Source organism: Lactobacillus paragasseri (assembly GCF_003584685.1).
GTDB classification, from domain to species: domain Bacteria; phylum Bacillota; class Bacilli; order Lactobacillales; family Lactobacillaceae; genus Lactobacillus; species Lactobacillus paragasseri.
The window spans coordinates 563,856-584,581 of the sequence record NZ_AP018549.1 but is presented as its reverse complement, the minus strand read 5'-3'; the positions used below and the strand labels follow the sequence as shown (position 1 = coordinate 584,581).

The window sequence follows — 20,726 nt, the reverse complement described above, 5'->3', positions numbered from 1 at the left end:
CTAAAATTAGAGGGAAAAGATCCCTCTAAATTATTCAAATGCCATTTGGTTAGTATATAGTCCGTAGTAAAATCCACGCTTCTTAATCAGCTCGTCGTGGTTTCCTTCTTCGATGACATTTCCGTCTTTCAATACTACTATTTTATCTGAATTTAGAATTGTCTTCAAACGGTGAGCAATAACAAAGCTCGTTCTGCCTGCAATAACAGCATCCATTGCCTTTTGAATTTTAGACTCAGTAACTGTATCAACATTAGAAGTGGCCTCATCTAAAATCAAAAATTCTGGATCAGTCAAAATAGTTCTAGCAATCGAAATTAATTGTTTCTGGCCAGTAGAAAAGACCGAATTTTCTTCCGAAACTTGAGTATCATAACCTTCAGGAAGCGTCATGATAAAGTCATGAATATTCGCTTCTTTTGCTGCTGCAATTACTTCTTCTCGACTTGCAGTTGGCTTACCATACTTAATATTCTCTTCAACTGTTCCAGTAAACAGTACTGAATCTTGTAAAACAATACCTACATTATTTCTTAAAGATTCAAGCGTAATATCACGCACATCAACGCCATCAAAGGTTACTTTTCCACTATTAACATCGTAGAAGCGATTAATCAAGTTCATAATAGTTGTTTTCCCTGATCCAGTTGGACCAACTACGGCAACAGATTTCCCCTTATCAACGTCAATTGAAACACCATGCAAAATTTCTTTATCAGCGTTATAACCAAAATGCACATTTTCAAGCTTAACGCCTTTTTCAATTCCTTGTAAAACTTTGCCATTTGGCACAGTATCTTCTTCATCTTGCTCTTCAACAGTAGCCAATCTTCTTGCACCGGTTAAAGCAAGTTGAGTCATAGAATAAATAGAAGTTAATTGAGTTAAAGGCTGGAAATATGTTTGCGAATATTCAACAAAAGCAACAATTAATCCTAAACCCACTGCTCCACTTACCTGACCGCTAACAATTAGCCATGCACCTCCACCAATTACAATAGCTAAGTTCAATAAAGAAATTCCTTGTAATAATGGGAAAAGCATTCCAGAATAAAATTGCCCCTTAAACATAGCGCTACGAACATCGTTATTATATTTTTTAAAGTTTTGAACAGATTCTTTTTGTAAGCCATTAGTAATAATAACTTTTTCACCATTAATCTGTTCATTAACATATCCGTTAAGGTCACTGATTTTATCTTGCTGCTTGTCTAAATAAATCCGTGCCTTTTTCATAATGACTAAACTAATTATCAAAATAAACGGGGTTGTAGCTATTGTAAACCAAGCCATCACTGGATTAACAATAAACATCATAATAATTGTTCCGATTAATAATGCACCTTGAGAAATAATTTCAAAAATTGCATTATTTAAGGCGTTAAAAATATTATCTAAATCTGAATTAAACAAAGATAATAACTTTCCATCTTGATGAGTATCGAAATAACGAATTAGCATCCTCTGAAACTTGGCAAATAAGTTCTCTCTCATGTCATTTGTAGCGTTCGCAGTAAATTTAGACATTACCATCCAAGCAATGAACGAAGCAACAATTCCTGCTGCATAAACGCTGACCATTGAGCCAAGAGACTGATAAAAACTACTTAAATCATGACTGCGACTAGCTACTTTGCTGACAGCTTTAGTCAATTCTTGAACAGCATTTCCCAGGAAAAGCGGTCCTAAAACTTGACTTAAAGTCGAAACCAAGGAAAGGACTACAACTACCGTAACTCCTTTCCAGTAATTCTTCAGATACTTAGCAAAATATTTCAAGGCTTTTTTAGTATTACTCATCAATCTCGCCTCTCTTTTCTTTAGCTTTTTGTGTGCGATAAATATCTTGATAAATTGGAGAAGTCTTTAATAGCTCTTCATGAGTCCCTTCAGCGACGAGTTTTCCATCATCTAAAACTAAAATTTTATCAGCATTCATTACTGACACAATTTTTTCAGCAATAATTACTGTTGTAGTATCCTTTAGATCATGTTCTAGAGCCTCTTGAACCAATTTTTCAGATTTAGCATCCAAGGCTGAAGTTGAATCATCCAAAATTAAAATAGGTGGTTGACCGATTACACCGCGAGCAATAGATAAACGTTGCTTTTGACCGCCGGAGAAATTGGCTGATCGCTCTTCAACCTCATGATCGAATTCATCTGGATATTGACCTACAAATTCTTGCGCTTGTGCAATTTCTGAAGCACGCTTCAATTCATAATCGGTTGCATCTTCTTTACCTTGCCGTAAGTTAGATGCAATTGTACCAGAGAATAAAATTGCTTTTTGCAAAACCATTGAAACTGTATTACGAAGAGCTTTTTCACCAATAGTTTTTAAATCTTTGACACCAATTTTGATCATTCCTTCAGTTGGATCATAAAGACGCGGAATAAGTTGAGCAAGCGTACTCTTACCCGATCCAGTTGCTCCAACAATACCAACCATCTCTCCTGGCTTTACTTTAAAGGAAATATTTTTCAGAGTTGGCTTATCCCCATCTGGATAAGTAAAAGAAACATTATCGAATTCAATACTACCTTTTTCTGGTGCAGCTGAAGCATTGGGATTAAATTGAACATCCGGCTCAGTATCAAGAACTTCCTTAATTCTTCTCAAAGAAACCATCCCACGGGTGAAGTTCATAATCACAAAGCCCCCAATTAAAATTGCAAAGAGCAAAGTTAAAATATAAGAAACATATGGTGATACAACAGCTACATCAGTTGGATTTAAATTAGCACTGCGGCCTACTAAAAAGACTACTAATGCAATTACTAAATAAGCAATTAGCATAAATGCTGGCATATATAGTAGAAATCCAATAACCAATTTTAATGTTTAACTCATTCAAACTATCAGAAGTCTTATTAAATCTCTTGATTTCATTTTCACCTTGATTAAAAGATTTAACTACACGAACACCCTGTAAATTTTCCTTTACACGAGTAGAAATTTTATCCATATATTTTTGAAACTTGGCAAACAGCTGGTTCATATTTTGAATAACAATAAAGCCAACACCCATCATTAAAGCAAGCATTAATACTGGAGCCCACCAATAATGAGGAATAGTAACAATACTTAATACAAATGAACCAATCAAAATTATCGGCATTCTAAGCAGCTGCATGAACAAGATCATCATCATATTCATAACTTGGTTCATATCGTTAATTAAACGTACTACTAAAGAACCACTAGAAAACTTCTCAATATTTCCAAATGAAAAGCTCTGAATTTTTGCATAAGTTTCTTCTCGTAAATCTGAAGTTATTCCCTGGGCAATTTTTGCAGCATAATATACATTAAAAATTCCGGCAATAATCGCTAATAAACCAAGTACTACTAACCCAATCCCATCTCTTAAAACAGTATCATGATTATCAGCTAAAATTGCTTTTTGAATGTTTTCTAACAATCGCGGTTGCCATAAGGTTGCAAAAGCTGAAACCAAAATGGTGATAACTGCCAAAATAATTTCTTTACGATATTTTTTGAAATGCGGCTTCAAAATCTGCATTTATTTTTCTCCCTTCTTTCTTAAAAATCTCCAAAATGTTTCACTCCATTCTTCATTTAGAGCTACCAATTGTTTCATCTTTTGCGCACCCATCTTTTGAGCTACTTTATTTTCTATTTCAAATAAGGGTGTCATTTTTTCCTTGGCATATTTTTTACCAGATTCAGTCAACTGACAATACTTTACTCGATTGTCATCCGGATCAATTGTTAATTTCAAATAATCCTTTTCTAATAAACGATGAATCCCTTTATTAATTGATTGTTTAGGTAAGTCACTTAGATAAACTAAGTCCTTTTGTGTCAATCTTTTGCGTAATAGTAATTCATACAAGATAATCGTTAAATAAGCAGGCATGCCTTGCTGTCTATCCCATTCTTCATAAGCCTTACTACCACGAATAATCGCAAAATTTAATTTTTCTGTTTCACTTAGTTCCATGCTTTGCCTCGCAAAAATAGTCCCTGTAGATACTAATCGTTTAATTATATTAGTATCTACAAGGACTATTTGTCAATATTTTTTATTTTTATTTCCATAAAAAGTCAATTAGAAGACGATCAACCTCTTTATTTTCATGCAATTTACTGTGTTGCGCATTCTTTCCTTTTATTTCAACTTCTCGATATGATTTTGCACGTCCATTAATTAAATATTTATAACTTTGAGCAGAAGCTACAGAAACTGAACCGTCCGAATTCGAGCCATCTTTCTTATTACCATAAATATTCAAAACTTCGATCTGCTTTGGATAATGTTTACGCAAAGGCAACAATTTCTTAAATCCATCACTGTAAATGTCTGGTTGCCCTGTTTCTTTATTCTTGATCTTGGCTTTTTGTCCGGCTTCTTCGCCTAAATAGCCATCGTAATGTCCAGCAATTGAAACTACTTTATTAATCTGTGGTAATTTTTTATTGTTGTAGTTCTCATTAATATAATTAGCAATCTGCAAATTTCCCATCGAATGTCCAACTAAATTGATTTTAGCGTAGTGATATTTATTTGAAACGGCAGTAATCACGTCTTTCACATAGGACGTCTTACCACTTTGATTATCTTCTAAATTAACTTCAATAATTGGGTTCTTGGCACTTTTGGGAATAGTTCCGTTCAACTTAACAGTACCATTTTTACTTACGTCAGCTTGAACAATGGTATTAGTCGCACCGGCCTTTTTAGCCGCATTTGCCATATGCTTTTCGGCATTTACACTGGAGCCCCAACCGTGGAAGAAAAAGGTAGGAATTGTTTTAGTATTACTCAATGAAACTGTAACCTTTTTTGTTGGAATTTCCTGCGACTTTTGACTACATCCCGTTAAAACCAATAAAAATAAAGCAACAAAAAAACTAGCAAGATAAATTTTTCTCTTCTTCATAATCTTTCCTCTCACACTTACTTTTCTCTAGTATACAAGGACAATTATTAATTGAAAAATATTTATTCTCACTAGTTTACTATTGCTAAAAGCTATACTATTTTGTTACTTTTGATAAATCCCTTAAACCTGGTAAAGTAATCATCACAATGAAGCTAATAATGTATAAGGCTGATAAAAAGCCCATTACTACACCAAGATTATATCTATCCATTAAAATACCGATTACTACTGATGAAAAACCACCAATTGCTCTACCCACATTAACAATAATGTTGTTGGCACTTGATCTAATCTCAGTTGGGTACAATCTACTGATCACAGCACCGTAACCGCCAAACATCCCGTTTGAGAAAAAGCCGACAACCGCACCAATTACTAAAAGAGTAGCCATATTTTGAGCTAAGCTCAAAGTATATACCATCAAGGCAGAACCAATTAAGAAAATTGCAAAGGCTCTTCTAGGACCAAAGTAGTCAAAAATTGAACCAAAGGTCATCATTCCGATACTCATCCCAATGATAGTTGCAATCATCCAAAGACTAGAATTTGAAACATTTAAGTTTAATTGCTTTTGAACAATTGTTGGTAACCAGTTCATTAAGCCAAAGTAGCCAGCAATTTGAACAGTCATCATAATCATCAAACCCAGTGTTTGCCAAGCAAGACGAGGCGTAGAGAACATCTTTTTAGCTACATCTGACAATAATGAATTCTTTTCACTCGCTTTAGCCTCAAGAAATTGTTCACTTTCATGAACATGCTTTCTAATAAAAATTGTTAAAACTACTGGAATGATTCCTACTAGAAATAGCATATGCCAACCAGCCGTTGGAATAATCCAAGCCGCAATCAAAGCTGCCAAAATTGCGCCAATTTGACCACCAATTGCTGCAACTGATGTCATCTTACCGATTTGCTCTTTATGAAAGTTTTCAGCAATTAAAGCAATTCCGACACCATATTCACCACCAGCTCCGATTCCTGCTAAGAAACGTAGTCCATAGATCATATAAATATTATTAGCAAAAGCCATCAAAGCAGTCGCAATCGCAAAAATAATTACCGTATGACTAAAAGTCTTAACACGGCCAATTTTATCTCCTAAAATTCCAAAAGCAATTCCACCCACTAACATTCCAAGGTTAGTAATTGTCGAAATAAAACCTGCTGCTCCACCTGATAAGTGCAGATCAGCAATCATTGAACTCATTGCAAACGATAAAAAAAGCACATCCATATTTTCAAGAGCAAAACCTGAAGAAGTAGATGCTATAACCCACTTCTGATTTTTGCTTAGACTATGTCTGTGCTTAACCATTGTATCCATATTTAATTCCTCCAAAACGAATGCTCTCTGTCATCCAATTATTTCTTCAGAATTCATTCTACTCGTTTTTTAATAATTTACAATGCCTACAGAAAAAAGACTCAAGCTAAAGCTTGAATCTTTTTAATTTAAATATTCAATTTTTTACTTAATTACTCAGCGTCAGCCATCAAATTATGAATCTTCTTTGTGAAGAAAAACATTACAACACCAAATAACACACTTACCAAACCAACAGCTAAGAAGTAAGCTACTTCAGTTTTACTTGAGTAATACTTAACAATCTGCGAATTAACAGCTTGTCCAGTTGCATCAGCTAAGAACCAAAGACTCATCATTTGCGAGCGGAATGCCTTAGGAGCTAAACGAGTTGTTACGGATAATCCAATTGGCGAAATAAGCATCTCAGCAATTTCAACAATGAACCAGGAACCAACTAACCAGAATGGGCTAACCCGTCCATTTGTTCCATAGAGCATACCTGGTAGTGCCATCCACATGTATGAAAGTCCAGCAAAAACTAAACCAGCTGCAAACTTACCAGCAGCACTCGGTTGCTTCTTCCAGTTATCCCATAGCCAAACAAAAAATGGGGTTAAAATCATAATAAATAATGGATTTAAAGTTTGGAAGTTAGCAGCAGTAAAGTGCCAGTTTCCAATATGAAGAACTGTTCTTTGCGCAGCAAACAAGGCTAAAACAACTGATCCAGATTCTTCAATTCCCCAGAAAATTGCAGCAGCAATAAATAATGGAATATAAGCCCATACTTTCGAACGTTCTTCTTTAGTTACTTTAGGACTTCTAAGCATTAAAACAAAGTAGTAAATTGGCAAAGCAATAGCCACAATAGTAATTAGGGTAATAATGTTATCGACGTTTAATTGATCTAACGCAGCCATCACACCTAAAACAGCTGCTAAAACTAAAGCACCTAAAAGAACTCTCTTCAATAGCTTATTACGAGTTGCAGGATCAATTGGATCAGTCGGCTGCATCCCATCATCAGAAAGGTATTTTCTACCTCCCCACACATATTGCACCAAGGCAAAGAACATTCCTACTGCCGCTAAAGAAAAACCAGCGTGGAAATTAAGATGATTGCCAAATAAGTTAAAACCAAATCCTTCACTTGCCCAAGGAACAAGCCAGGGAGCTAAAGCAGATCCAAGGTTAATGCCGAAAACAAAAATACTGAATCCTGCATCTCTTCTTCGATCATCTAAAGAGTAAAGACCACCTACCATGTTAGAAACATTTGGTTTAAGCAATCCAGTACCAATTACAATAAATGCAATTGAAATATATAAGCCTAACTCTGCCATTGGCAAAGCTAAAACAATGTGTCCAATCATAATTAGGACACCACCAAAGAAGACAGTACTCCTTGCTCCCCAGATTCTATCTGCTAGCCAGCCCCCAGCTACTGTAGAAAGAAAAACTAGCGAACCATAAATAGACATGATTGAGGCAGCAGTTGTTTCATCCATGCCTAGTCCGCCACGTTCTACAGCATAGTACATGTAGAAGAGTAGGATAGCACGCATACCGTAGTAACTAAATCTCTCCCACATTTCAGTGAAGAACAAAGTGGACAAACCACGTGGCTGTCCAAAGAAAGTCTTCTCTGTTGTCGAATTATTCATCAAAAATTATTCCTTTCCGTCTTTTGTGTTTTATTCACACAGAAAGGTTAATTTTATACCTATTTAGAATAAGTAGTCAAATCGGTGTAGATCAATATAAAAAATAAGCATTCTCTTTTTATCCTAGAATGCCTATTTTAAACTCATCTACTCAACACCATAAACTTTACTCTCAAATGGCTTTAAAACAACTTCTCCTTTATCCTTTTTACCTCCTATGAGGTCAAGAAGTTCCTTATCTAATTTAATCTTTGCCTCTTTATCAGAAAAGTTCTGAACAAACCAATACTGTGTATTCCCATTTTCACGCACTTGAATCGAAACTTTACTGCTAGATTTACAAATTGGCAGTTCTGGAATTAAATCACTGGCTATTTCTTCATAAAATTTTTCTAGCAAATCATAATCGGTCCGGCAAGCAAGATAATATCCTTTTCCTAGCCCATCTTCGTGTTCCACAATAGCAGGTGTATCTTGATAGAAATCACTAGTATATTTTGCAAGCACCTTTCCTGTACAATTTATTAAAGTTTCACAATAATCGTGTGTCTTATATTCTTTTCCTTTAAAAATAATCGTATTTGCTTGTCCAGGATACAAAACATCCGTCTCAAGTGGCTCTATTCCATATATATCTTGTAATTCCTTAGGCCACTCATTCATATAAGCCAGATCATTTTCATCTACAACCCCGCTAATATAAGTGCCAACAATCTGACCACCATTTTTAACATAGCTGTCAATTTTTTCAATGTATGCTTTACTCATCAAAAAATGCATCGGATCGATCAATAAGGTATACTCTGAAAAATCATCTTCAGGACTAACAAAATCAACTGGAATATCATGGTCATAAAAATAACGATAATGTTTTTGAATTGTTTGCCAGATCTTTTTATCTTTACTATAGCTTTCAGCATCTTGCAAAGCCCAATAACTGTCATAACTAAATACAATCGCTACACGTGCTTTAGCGTAATTAGTATCAACAATTGGTCTAATTTTTTCTAAGTCTTTGCCTACCTTAGTGACATCTTTAAAAGCACGCGTTTGCTCAGGATGGCGATGTTCAATTACCGCACCATGAAACATTTCTGATGATCCGCGTGACGCTCTTAACTGAAAATACAGCACGCCTTGACTGCCATGTGCTATATCCTGTAAACTGGCTAATTCATGCATTCCTGGTCTCTTTGCCCTATCAACACTATGCCAGTTAACACGCGACGGAGTGTTTTCCATAACTAAAAAGTTCTGATGTTTCAAACTTCTAAAGAAATCATGAATTAGACCAACATTTCTTCCAAGTTCTGCTGTAGTTTGATTATCATTTCCCCAAGCAGGATAGGAATCCCAAGAAATAAAATCTAAATGCTTTGAAACTTTTTGATAATCAAAACCAGCAAATGGATCCATTAAAGGATTTCCAGCCATCACATTAGTAGTAACTGGAATATTCGGCGTTATCTTTTTCAAGGGTGCAGTTTCATTATCAATAAACGAAATTGTCTGATCTGTAATAAATCTCTTCCAATCCAGATTCATCCCTTTATTACCCATCTCACTTAAAGGACTTGGTGGATTAACCTGCGACCAATCGTTATAAGTATGACTCCAGAAAGTATTCCACCAAGCATGATTGAGATTATCTAAATTTCCATATTTATTTTTTAACCACTCTCTAAAAGCATTTTTGCATAACTCGCAGTAGCATTCGCCTGAATATTCATTAGAAATATGCCAAAGCACTAGACTCTTTCTTTGACCAAAATGCTCCGCTAATTTCGTATTAATCTCTCGCACTTTTTCACGATAAATAGGTGAGGTCAAACAATGGTTATGACGACCACCAAAACCACGCTTATTTCCTAGATTATCTGTTCGAAGAACTTCAGGATATTTTTGTGCAAGCCATGCAGGTCTTGCGCCACTAGGCGTAGCAAGAACAACATGACCATTCATCTCCTCAACTCGGTCAAAAATCTCATCTAACCATGAAAAATCATACTTTCCTTCTTCTGGTTCTAATTTTGCCCACGAAAAAATTCCTACTGTCACTGTATTTATCTTTGCCTGCTTAAACAGTGCAAAATCTTGATTGATCACATCCGGTTCATCCCACCACTGCTCAGGATTATAATCACCGCCATGTAGAAATTCGTTAGTATTTAAGATACGTTTCATGACTTTATTCCTTGTTTCTTTCTATCTGCAATTTCAGAAAACGTAGCTATTCCTTTAAGATAATCATACTGCTTTTAATTCTTAATTTGTCCGTCATTTGTACTTAACTTTTGATCTTCTTTTCCTGCATCATGAATGATTAAATCAAAATTTTTCACTACATCACTATATGCTTTAATCTTGCCATCCTTCTTTTCAACAACAATTGTTCCAAGCTTTTCACCATAATTATTAGTGACGCTGCAAAGAATTAAATAATAGTTTTTAAATTAAATGTATGCAAAGACAGGTAGTTTAGCGCTACCTGTTTTTTTATTTAAAAATACGTTTTTTTTGATCCCACTTACATTTAGCCTTATAGTGATGATGAAAGTGCACTTTATTATGTTTTTTTGTTATTTTTTATAAATACAAGAGGTAAATAAGATGAAAAAGAATATCCAATATAATGTAGGACAATGGTTACCAAGTGACCAAGAATTTTACAACAAATGGCTGAAAAAGGTTTTAAAAGAAGCAGAAAGTGAAGAAAATCAAAAGTTACTACCTCCTGTTCAAGCCTTGAAAAATTTAATTGAGTCTGATAGATACTTGTACAATATTACTCAAATGATGTTTGATGAAATTCCTGAAAAATACGTCGACACACCGATGGGCACTCCTCAAGTAAGAAATTATCGTCAAATGCTTTTAATGCTCAATCGTATTATTCAAAGAGCTCCAGAATTTAATACTACTGGATTGGTCGGAACGCCAATCAATGCAATTTTGGATTATCCAATGGCTACTAAGGCTGGATATGTGTTTTTCATGAATCCAAAAATCAATGAGAAATTAAGAGATATATTGAATTATTGGGGCAAATATTTGCAAACTCCCGCATCTACCTATGTTCTTAACACTTCTAAAAATGGCTGGTTAAGTGACTACGCATTAAATGAAATGTCTAAAGCAGCTGATGGCGATAATTTTACAACTATTTTTAAATGTGAGTCAGATGACCGTGAAAAACATTTAGGTTTTACTTCCTGGGACAATTTCTTTACTCGTTTATTTAATCCTGGCATTCGTCCAGTTCAAGATCCTGAAGATCCAAATTCAATCGCCAATGCATGTGAATCTGCTCCATTTAGAATTGCTCGTGATTTACCAATGAAAGCTAAATTCTGGATTAAAGGACAACCTTACTCATTAATGGATCTTCTTCATAACGACCCATGGACCTCAAAATTTGAAGGTGGAACCTTATATCAAGCATTTTTAAGTGCTTTAAGTTATCACAGATGGAATAGTCCTGTTAGTGGAACTATTGTAAAAGCATATAATTTACCAGGTTCATACTACTCTGAAAGTTTATATCAAGGCTTCGCAAATGAACGTGGTGCTGATCCGGTTGCCGCAAACGATTCACAAGCCTTCTTAACTGCTACAGCTACTCGTGCTGTTATTTTCATCAAAGCTGATAATCCAAAGATTGGTCTCATGTGTTTTGTCGCTGTAGGTATGTCTGAAGTATCAAGTGATGAAATCACTGTACGTGTTGGTCAACACGTTAACAAGGGTGATCAACTAGGAATGTTCCACTTTGGTGGTTCAACTCATGTACTTCTATTTAGGCCTGAAACTCAAGTTGAATTTAATTTACATGATCAAGAGCCTGGATTAGGTAGCTCAAATATTAAAGTTAGAGAAGAAATAGCTCGCGTTAAATAAGTTGGATTTTAATTAAAAGAAAGAAGACTTCAAAATGACTAAAACTAAAAGTCATAAAATTGGTCTCTTTGGCTTAATAGCTATGGTAGTTGGCGCCATGATTGGTGGCGGAATTTTTGATATTCCTCAAAATATGGTCGCTTCTTCATCACTTGGTGCTGTCCTTATTGCTTGGATCTTGACCGGTATTGGCATGTTTGGACTTGCTTTTACTTTCAAAATCTTAGCTGAAGAAAGACCAGATTTAAATATTGGTATTTATTCGTATGCACGCGCTGGTTTCGGTAAATATGTTGGGTTCAATTCAGCATGGGGTTATTGGATTGAAGCAATTACAGGTAATGTAGCTTATGCCGTTATGCTTAATGACTCATTCGGTCGTTACTTTCCGGTCTTGCTTAAACACCAATGGCCAACTGTTATATTCGGTATTGTTTTAATTTGGATTTATAATTTTTTAGTTCTTAATGGTGTTAAAGAAGCCTCATTTCTTAACAACATTACAGTTATCATCAAGTTCATTAGTTTAGGAATCATTCTAATTTGTATGCTAATCTTCTTCCGCTTCCCAACATTTTTCTGGGGATTCTGGGGACAAGGTCTTCACTTAGGAAACTTTGTTAGCCAAATTAAAGCTCCTATGTTAGTAACATTATGGTGCTTTATCGGTATTGAAGGTGCGGTTGTTATTTCTAACCACGCTAAAAATCCTAAAGATGTTGGTAAAGCAACTGTAATGGGCTATTTAATTTCATTAATCGCCTATGTTCTAATTAGTATTGTTGCTTATGGTATTTATCATCAACCAACTCTTTCTAAATTAACTGATCCATCAACAGCTTACTTGATGAAAAACTTATTAGGCCCATGGTTCATAGACTTCGTCACAATTTCCGTAATTATCTCTGTTGGTGGTTCATGGGTTGCATGGACCGTTATGATGGCTCAACTTCCATATGCTGCAGCTAAAGGACATGTATTGCCAAAATTCTTTGCTCATGAAAATAAGAAAAAGGTACCTAGTGTATCCTTATACATTTCAAGTATTTTGATGTCCTTGTTCATGATCTTAGTAGTAACAGCTAATAATGTTTATCTCGCATGTATCGACATTACCGGGGTAATAATTTTACCTTGTTACTTATTAAGTTCAATGTACTTATGGAAAATTGCTCAAAAACGTGAAATATTTGCTAATGATTCTCGTAAACGTAATAAGAGTTTATTCATAGGTATTTTATCAACCATCTATTGTCTATGGCTCTTATATGCAGCAGGACTTAATTACCTACTGATTTCAACAATTATTTATGCTGTAGGTATAATCTTCTACTACTTTGCCAGAAAAGAATACGACAAAAAAGGTACCCCTCTATTTAACAAATGGGAATTAGCATTGGCTATTATCATTTGTATTTTGGCTGTTGTTTCTGTCTACCTTCTAGTCACAAAGAAGATTTCATTATAGTTATTAATATTAAAAGGTGTTAAAAATGAAAAAAGATGCAAAATTTAATGTTGGACAATGGTTACCTAGCGATCAAGAGTTTTACAATAATTGGCTAAAAAAGGTGTTAAAAGAAGCTGAAGCAGAACAAGATCAAACTCTTTTACCACCTGTTCAAGCCTTGAAAGATCTAATTGAATCCGATCGGTATCTTTGGAATTTATTCCATATGATGTTTGAAGAAGTTCCAGCTAAATATGTCGAAACACCAATGGGCACCCCAGCTGTTCATAATTATCATCAAATGCTCAGAGTTATTAACCGTGTCATGCACCGGGCTCCAGAATTCAATGCTACTGGATTAGTCGGCTTCCCAATCAATGCTATCTTAGATTACCCAATGGCAACCAAAGCTGGCTATGTCGCTTTTATGGATCCACGTGTTAATCAAAAATTACGTGATATTTTAGATTATTGGGGAAGATTTTTACAATCTCCTGATTCTACATATGTTCTTAATCGTTCTAAAGAAGGATGGCTTGGAGACGAAGCACTAAAGAGTATGTGTAATGCTGCTTATGGCGAAAACTTCCATGACATTTTTGCCTGTCCTAATAATGATATTGATCAGCAATACGGATTTAAATCTTGGGATCATTTCTTCACGAGAACTTTTAATCCTGGCGTTCGTCCTGTTGCTAATGCTGATGACCCTGATTCAATTGCTAATGCTTGTGAATCAGCACCATATCGTATTGCACATAACCTTCCACTTAAAGCTAAATTCTGGATTAAGGGACAACCATATTCATTAATCGATTTGCTTCACAATGACTCATTAACATCAGAATTTGTTGGTGGTACTCTCTATCAAGCCTTTCTTAGTGCACTAAGTTACCACAGATGGAATAGTCCTGTTAGTGGTACGGTTGTTAAAGCTTATAACCTATATGGTTCATACTATTCTGAAACTTTACCACAAGGTTTTGAAAATCCTAACGGTCCTGACCCAGCTGCACCTAATGATTCTCAAGCTTATATTACTGAAACTGCATCACGTGCTGTTATTTTCATCAAAGCTGATAATCCAAAGATTGGATTAATGTGCTTTGTTGCTGTAGGTATGGCAGAAGTATCTGGTAATGAAATAACAGTTAAAGTTGGTCAACATATTAATAAAGGTGATCAATTAGGTATTTTCCACTTTGGTGGTTCAACTCATGTACTTCTATTTAGACCTGGTGTTAACGTCAAATTTAATCTTCATGGTCAAGAGCCAAGTCTAGGTTCACACAATATTAAGGTTCATGATGAAATTGCACGCGTAGAATAAAATCAGATCACACAAAAAGTGAAGGCACTTCAATGTACCTTCACTTTTTTCATACTTTTATTTATTTTTCTTGGGCCAGAAAATCGCCAAAATACAAAAAATACATCCCAGTATAAAAGCCCATATTAGCGGATAATCCCACGAAAAAAACGTTCCAATATCGCTTGCAGTATAGCGAACTATTAGCACCAACAAATTAATCAAACATAGCATCCAAATGATAATTGTCATTTTTCTAAAGAAACTTTTCCAATCCATTAAATTACCTCCTTAAAACTATCTAATTTTTCTTGCGTCATATCGCGAATAATTGCAGTTGCTAGATCAACTGATGCCTTAAAGTCCTTATACGCAGAGAAACAATATGGAGAATGTTCATAACGTACTGGAATTCCAATTACAATTGTTGGTGCACCATATTCATAATAAATGGCAGCTCCATCTTGTCCTCCACCAGTTCTTACTGAGCGAGTATACGGTATTCTATTTTTATCAGCTAAATCACAAGCATATTGTTGGAATTTAGGATTTGGTAAAAATGTCGTATCCATATCTCTCAACATTGGACCACGTTTTAATCCAGTTTGAGATAGCCAGTCTGGCTCAAAAGTATCGTCTGCTGGACAACTCTCAAGCACAATACATAAGTCTGGCTTAATCTTTCTACCAGTTACATAAGCTCCGCGAAGACCAACTTCTTCTTGACTTGATAAAGCAGCCACAACATCAAAATCAGTTTCTTCACCTTTTAAATTATCTAAAACATCGACCATTGCACCAGCACCAAATCGATCATCGAAATCTTTTCCAAAGAAAAGACCTGATTTTTCATGATATTCACACTTCACATCAACAAAAATTGGACAACCGGTATCGATCTTATAGTCTTTTATTGTTTCTTCTCTGCTTGATGAGCCAACATCAATTGACATGTCAGCTACTTCTGGAATCGAATTTCTTTCAGCTGCAGTCATAAAATGTGGTGGCTTAGTTGCAACTACACCTGGAATATACTCACCCTCACGATTTCTAATTTTTACTTTTAATGCAGGAATATTATATTTTACCCAGCCACCAAGTGGCACGAATTTTATTAAACCATTTGGTCTAACCGCTTGAGTGATGAAGCCCACTGCATCTGAGTGTGCATCCATCTGAATTACAGGACGATCTCCCTTATTTTCCTTCTTTGCAGCATACACATTAAGCATGCCATCAACTGTAATATCTGCTGTATTTTTAGCATAAGTCGAAAATAATTTTACAAATTCTTCTTCAAATCCAGAGGTTGAATTTGCATCAGAGAATTCTTTTAGCATCTCAATTTCTTGTTCTTTTTTCATAATTTTTCCTCTCGCAAACGTCTTTATTTTAATTATATTTACTTCTTTAAACTTTTTAAAGAAATTCTTTGCAAATTTTAAATCTTATGCCTAGCTTTATTTAAAAAATTAAAGGTATTCTATTAGACAAGTAAGTGAACTTCTACACCTTACTTATTCTCCCAGAATAACATACGACATTAAAAAAGCAGACTTCTATTCCCCCAGATGTCTGCTTTTTGTTTTACGGTTAAAAAATATCATAGATTTTCCTATCCTTTGTTATACTTATAGCAAAAATTCATATCTTAAGGAAGTAAAAAACATGAAAAAGCTGGTCCTAGTACTTTTTTCAACCATATTGCTCACTGCTTGCAGCAATACTTCGTCTAATAATACCGAAAATAAATCTTCCAGTTCAAAATCTTCAATCACTACTTCAAAGAGGAGCAAAACAGCCACGCCTAAACCAAACTTAAATAAAAAATATCCAGGCTTTAAACTGGCTACAATTCCAGACAACTTTCAAGGTACTTGGTACCAAACTGATATCTATAGCACCCAGGCTCGAAAATTTATCATTACCAAACATACAATCATGGATTCTGTGGTTTATCAAAAAACAGATCCCAACTTAAATTTGAGCCATCGTTCTGAAAAAGACAATAAAACCTATGCTGGAAACGCAACAATGGTATCTTTTGAAGACAAAAACGGCTCTCAGTGGTTACGAGCACATGGTTTCTTAGATACTGTTGATATTATTTATATTACAGGTACTTTTAAAAGGCATCGCTGCCTCTATTTAGCATATTCATCAGGTGATATTCACAGTGCTATTTTTAAGGATCGAAAAGCTGCTTTAAAATATCGTAAATATGATTTCTCACAAGTCACTAATCCAAGTAATTAATCAATGACTAGTTGTAATTACAATTAATTACGGTATAATTATTTTTGACATTAGTTGTAATTACAACTTTTTAAGAAGGAATTCTATGAGAAAACGACCACTAGCCAATCTTCTATATCATATTGGTAAACTAGAGAATCTTTTAATTAATCAAAAATTGAGTCCAATTAACTTAAGGATGACGCATGCTCATGCCTTACGTTATATTCAAAAACATCCCGGGTGTATCCAAAAAGAAGTTGCTGAATATCTCTTTTATCAACCTGCTAGCTTTACCAATGTAGTTAAATTATTAGAAAAAAAGCAGATGATTGAACGCCGTCCTGATCCCAAGAACGGTTTAAAGAAGCAATTATTTCTTTTACCAGCTGGCAAAGATGTTCTTGATCAAGTTAATCAAGCTTTTGAAGAAGTTAATCAATTAGTCGGCACGGTAAAATCTGACACTTTAACTAAACTAGAAGAAATATCAAATAATTTAGAAAAACAAGTTCAAAGAAGGCATAATGATGAGTAAGTTTAATCCCTTATGGGAATATATTAAAAACAATAAAAATAGTGATTTCCAGTTATCCTTTGATCAAATTCAAGAAATTGCTGGTCTGCCAATCGACCATTCTTTTCTAACTTATAAAAAAGAACTCAAAGATTATGGATTTGAAGTAGGAAAGATCTCCTTGAAAAATAAGACCGTAAACTTTAAAAAGTTGGAGGAATAGGATGACAAAAAAATCTGATAAACCTATTTGGAAAAAGAACCTTTATGTCCTTTCAATTGCCGTTTTTATTGCGGGAATCGCTTTTTCAGAAATCATGCCTTTTTTGCCTCTGTATATTGATACTCTTGGTCATTTTACTCACCAGCAATTAAACTTCTGGTCTGGCTTCATTTTTTCAGGAGTATACTTTGTTTCCGCTATTATCTCGCCTTGGTGGGGAAAATTAGCTGACAAAAAAGGTAGAAAACTAATGATCTTGCGAGCTTCTCTAGGAATGGCAATTGTTCTTGGAAGCATGGGACTAGTTACTAACGTCTGGCAACTATTTTTCCTAAGAATGCTACAAGGAGTTTTTGCGGGTTTTGTATCAAATTCAAATGCTCTAATTGCTACAGAAACGCCAAAGGAAAAATCTGGTCAAGCTTTAGGAACCATGGCTTCATCTTTTACTGCCGGCAACTTGCTGGGACCATTTTTAGGAGGGGCACTTGCTTCTGCATTTAGTTACCGTGTTACTTTCTTTATTACGGGCGGTTTATTATTAATCTCTTTCCTTCTTTCATTATTCTTTGTTCATGAAGAAGGATTTAAACCTATTACTGAAAAGAAACTTGATAAAGCAAGTGGCGTTATTGCGACTCTTCGCTCGCCTGCGTTAATCTTTGGTTTACTCTTAACAACCTTAATTATCCAGGCTGCCAATAATTCAATTAATCCAATCGTCTCACTCTACGTTAAACAATTAATGAATGGAAATGGCAATGTCGTTTTTGTTTCCGGAATTATCGCGGCGCTTCCCGGAATTGCAACTTTCTTAGCTGCTTCTCGCTTTGGTGCTTTAGGCGACAGAATTGGTACACACAAGATTATTATTGGTGGTTTTATCGGAGCGACAATTCTCTTCTTTTTAACTGCTTTTGTTCATAATACAATTCAATTAGGTATTCTACGATTTTTTGTTGGTTTTACTGATGCTTGTCTTTTTCCTCAAGTACAAACCTTGCTTACTAAAAATTCCCCGGCAGCAGTAACCGGTCGAATTTTCTCATGGAATCAAAGTTCAATGTATATTGGAAATATTGTCGGTCCTCTTCTTGGTTCCTTTATCGCTGGAATTTCCAGCTACAGCATGGTATTTATTGTCACTGCAGCAATCGTAGTCTTAAATTTAATTTTGTTTAATCTTAATGTTGTTAGAAATCTTGCCAAATAACAAAAATAGCATCCCTCATAAATTTGAGAGGTGCTATTTTTAACGACAATTTTAATCTATACTAGATAAAGAAAAAATATATAAGGATCGATTTTAGATTTATGAATATTAAATTTAAAAATAAGTCACCGAGTTAATCCTAGTAATAACGCATAAATAATTATTACTAGAAAAGAGAGAAAATTTAAACGTGGATGAATTAAATGCATTAAACCCAGATAAGAAATTTATTTCTTGGCAGACTTTATTTTTGATGGCGCTCTGTACTGTTATTGGTTTAGACGATATCATGTTCAATTTTCAAAACCAAGGAATGGCTGTCATATTCTCATGGATTGTAATGGTTTTATTCTATGTCATTCCTTACTCTTTAATGGTTGGCCAATTAGGCTCTGCCTTTAGTACAGAGGGTGGAGGGCTTTCCTCCTGGGTACGCGGAACTGATGGTGAATTCTTAGGATATTTCACTGCTTGGACTTATTGGGCTGCTTCAATTCCTTATGCTGTTGATTCAGCTAATGAAGTTATCGTTGACTTAGGTTGGGCCCTTACTGGATCAGAAAAATTTCAAGATCAAATCCCCAATTCTTTATTTGCCCTATTAACTTTTGTAACTTTTATTGTATTCATTATTATTGAACACCATTTTTCAAATTCAATGGAATTCTTGTCAACAATTGGTGGTGGGTTAATGGTAATTATGACCATTCTTTTTGTTGTTCTTGCCTTTGTAGGCTTGGCAAAATCAGGCGGTCATATGGCGACAACCAATTTTACTTGGAAAGATATTTTTCCTAAATTTGACTGGCACTATTTCTCAACGATTGCCATGTTAATCTATGCAATGAACGGTGCTGAACTAGTGGCTCCTTATGTAACCAAAATGAAAAAGCCACAATATGACTTCCCTAAGGCAATGATTGCCTTAGCAGCAATGACTGCATTTTTAACAATTTTAGGCTCATTTGCTCTAGGAATCTACTTTAACGCTAATCATATGCCAAACGACTTAAAAATGAACGGTGCTTACTATGCCTTTAAGATGATTGGTCACCAATATGGTTGGGGCAATTTTCTTCTTTATCTCTGGGCTTGGACATCTTTCTTCTTTAACTGTGCGTTGCTAGCAGTTTTACTTGATGCAATGACTAGAATGTTAATTTCCGATACTGGTAGTCGCTATATGCCTAAGTTCCTTAGAAAAAAGGATAAAAATGGCTTACCAATTAATGGATATATATTAACTGTAGCTTTGTCATCATTCATTATGATCTTAGGTATCTTTTTGCCTGACATGAACGATATTTTTAACTGGTTGCTTAACTTAAACGCAATCGTTTCACCAGGTGTTACCTGCTGGATCTTCTACTCATTTATGCGGGTTAGAAAAGATTCGAAAAAATTCCCTTCAAAATATGTCTTTATTAAAAACGACAAAATTGCCTATGCTGTTGGATTAATTCTCCTTCTTGTTACTGCTATAGCCACGATTATGGGAATTACGCCACAAGATGTACCAGAAGGAAGCAGTATTTGGTGGTATGAATTAATTATTAATATTGTTGCTGTAATCGTCTTAATTGGTTTAGGTGCAATTCTGCCTGGAATCAGACACCGAGAAGTTGAATACGGTATTGCTTTTGATAAGGTTCAATGGATTTCAATGATTGCAATCATTATGTGTTCAATTATCTTCGGAATTTACCTAGGAGGATTAAAGCACTTATCTGGACGTGGAATCTACATTGCTGTTGAAAGTATATTTAGTCTACTGATTGTTTGGCTAATTGGTAGAAGAAAACCTGACCTAGCCAATGGTTTTAAGGCTGAAGAAGATTAAAGGCCCTAATAATTATTTGTTAAAGTACATTATTAATTAGAGTGAAAAAGTATATTCTGATTTTATATTGGGATATGCTTTTTTAGCTAGAATAAATTTTAAATTAATTATAAAAAATCTTACTACTTTGCGTAATAAACATATGGGATTACTTCCTC

General features: G+C 34.8%; 16 protein-coding genes and 1 pseudogene. 8 read left to right on the top strand and 9 right to left on the bottom strand.

From position 1 onward, the window contains the following. Positions 1-30: 30 nt before the first annotated feature. The 7 genes and pseudogenes from LpgJCM5343_RS02725 to LpgJCM5343_RS02695 all read right to left on the bottom strand — a co-directional run bounded on the left by LpgJCM5343_RS02725 (position 31) and on the right by LpgJCM5343_RS02695 (position 10,068). Positions 31-1,800 carry an ABC transporter ATP-binding protein gene (locus LpgJCM5343_RS02725; RefSeq protein WP_101890477.1) on the bottom strand — a complete coding sequence of 590 codons (1,770 nt, stop codon included), beginning with the start codon at positions 1,798-1,800 and terminating at the stop codon, positions 31-33. Next, positions 1,793-3,527: pseudogene (locus LpgJCM5343_RS02720) on the bottom strand (ABC transporter ATP-binding protein). The gene LpgJCM5343_RS02725 and the pseudogene LpgJCM5343_RS02720 overlap by 8 nt, the downstream one beginning before the upstream one ends. Continuing rightward, on the bottom strand, positions 3,528-3,968 hold the full coding sequence (locus LpgJCM5343_RS02715; protein WP_101890475.1) for a MarR family winged helix-turn-helix transcriptional regulator: 441 nt from the start codon (positions 3,966-3,968) through the stop codon (positions 3,528-3,530). Positions 3,969-4,056: 88 nt separating this feature from the next. Next, the gene (locus LpgJCM5343_RS02710; RefSeq protein WP_101890474.1) at positions 4,057-4,908 is read right to left on the bottom strand and encodes an alpha/beta hydrolase; all 852 of its coding nucleotides are present in this window, start codon (positions 4,906-4,908) and stop codon (positions 4,057-4,059) included. Positions 4,909-5,005: 97 nt separating this feature from the next. Then, positions 5,006-6,238 (bottom strand): MFS transporter, encoded by a 1,233-nt coding sequence (locus LpgJCM5343_RS02705; protein ID WP_049161908.1) that lies wholly within the window; start codon positions 6,236-6,238, stop codon positions 5,006-5,008. 152 nt (positions 6,239-6,390) lie between these two features. After that, entirely contained in the window at positions 6,391-7,884 is a 1,494-nt protein-coding gene (locus LpgJCM5343_RS02700) for a peptide MFS transporter (protein ID WP_039157153.1), read from the bottom strand. Positions 7,885-8,031: 147 nt separating this feature from the next. Then, the gene (locus LpgJCM5343_RS02695) at positions 8,032-10,068 is read right to left on the bottom strand and encodes a beta-galactosidase (protein WP_101890473.1); all 2,037 of its coding nucleotides are present in this window, start codon (positions 10,066-10,068) and stop codon (positions 8,032-8,034) included. A gap of 426 nt (positions 10,069-10,494) precedes the next feature. Here LpgJCM5343_RS02695 and LpgJCM5343_RS02690 point away from each other — a divergent pair, with 426 nt between their 5' ends. Genes LpgJCM5343_RS02690 through LpgJCM5343_RS02680 form a run of 3 tightly spaced genes read left to right on the top strand, consistent with a single transcriptional unit; the run spans position 10,495 to position 14,561 of the window. Further along, complete coding sequence (locus tag LpgJCM5343_RS02690) at positions 10,495-11,781, top strand: phosphatidylserine decarboxylase family protein (protein WP_101890472.1); 1,287 nt, start codon at positions 10,495-10,497, stop codon at positions 11,779-11,781. Positions 11,782-11,815: 34 nt separating this feature from the next. Then, complete coding sequence (locus LpgJCM5343_RS02685) at positions 11,816-13,249, top strand: basic amino acid/polyamine antiporter (RefSeq protein ID WP_101890471.1); 1,434 nt, start codon at positions 11,816-11,818, stop codon at positions 13,247-13,249. A 25-nt stretch (positions 13,250-13,274) separates the two neighbouring features. After that, on the top strand, positions 13,275-14,561 hold the full coding sequence (locus tag LpgJCM5343_RS02680) for a phosphatidylserine decarboxylase family protein (RefSeq protein WP_113576196.1): 1,287 nt from the start codon (positions 13,275-13,277) through the stop codon (positions 14,559-14,561). 57 nt (positions 14,562-14,618) lie between these two features. Here the strand turns inward: LpgJCM5343_RS02680 and LpgJCM5343_RS02675 are convergent, their stop codons facing one another. Beyond that, on the bottom strand, positions 14,619-14,819 hold the full coding sequence (locus tag LpgJCM5343_RS02675) for a hypothetical protein (RefSeq protein ID WP_003649245.1): 201 nt from the start codon (positions 14,817-14,819) through the stop codon (positions 14,619-14,621). Further along, positions 14,819-15,904, bottom strand: coding sequence for a M42 family metallopeptidase (locus LpgJCM5343_RS02670; RefSeq protein WP_101890470.1), 1,086 nt, complete (start codon positions 15,902-15,904; stop codon positions 14,819-14,821). Before LpgJCM5343_RS02670 ends, LpgJCM5343_RS02675 begins: the two co-directional genes overlap by 1 nt. A gap of 304 nt (positions 15,905-16,208) precedes the next feature. Here LpgJCM5343_RS02670 and LpgJCM5343_RS02665 point away from each other — a divergent pair, with 304 nt between their 5' ends. The 5 genes from LpgJCM5343_RS02665 to LpgJCM5343_RS02645 all read left to right on the top strand — a co-directional run bounded on the left by LpgJCM5343_RS02665 (position 16,209) and on the right by LpgJCM5343_RS02645 (position 20,568). Next, positions 16,209-16,796 carry a membrane lipoprotein lipid attachment site-containing protein gene (locus LpgJCM5343_RS02665; RefSeq protein ID WP_113576195.1) on the top strand — a complete coding sequence of 196 codons (588 nt, stop codon included), beginning with the start codon at positions 16,209-16,211 and terminating at the stop codon, positions 16,794-16,796. Positions 16,797-16,881: 85 nt separating this feature from the next. Then, on the top strand, positions 16,882-17,313 hold the full coding sequence (locus LpgJCM5343_RS02660; protein ID WP_101890468.1) for a MarR family winged helix-turn-helix transcriptional regulator: 432 nt from the start codon (positions 16,882-16,884) through the stop codon (positions 17,311-17,313). Next, positions 17,306-17,515, top strand: coding sequence for a hypothetical protein (locus tag LpgJCM5343_RS02655; protein ID WP_020806848.1), 210 nt, complete (start codon positions 17,306-17,308; stop codon positions 17,513-17,515). The genes LpgJCM5343_RS02660 and LpgJCM5343_RS02655 overlap by 8 nt, the downstream gene beginning before the upstream one ends. Position 17,516: 1 nt before the next feature. Then, entirely contained in the window at positions 17,517-18,728 is a 1,212-nt protein-coding gene (locus LpgJCM5343_RS02650) for an MFS transporter (RefSeq protein WP_101890467.1), read from the top strand. A 190-nt stretch (positions 18,729-18,918) separates the two neighbouring features. After that, the gene (locus LpgJCM5343_RS02645; protein WP_003649252.1) at positions 18,919-20,568 is read left to right on the top strand and encodes an APC family permease; all 1,650 of its coding nucleotides are present in this window, start codon (positions 18,919-18,921) and stop codon (positions 20,566-20,568) included. Positions 20,569-20,726: the final 158 nt, after the last annotated feature.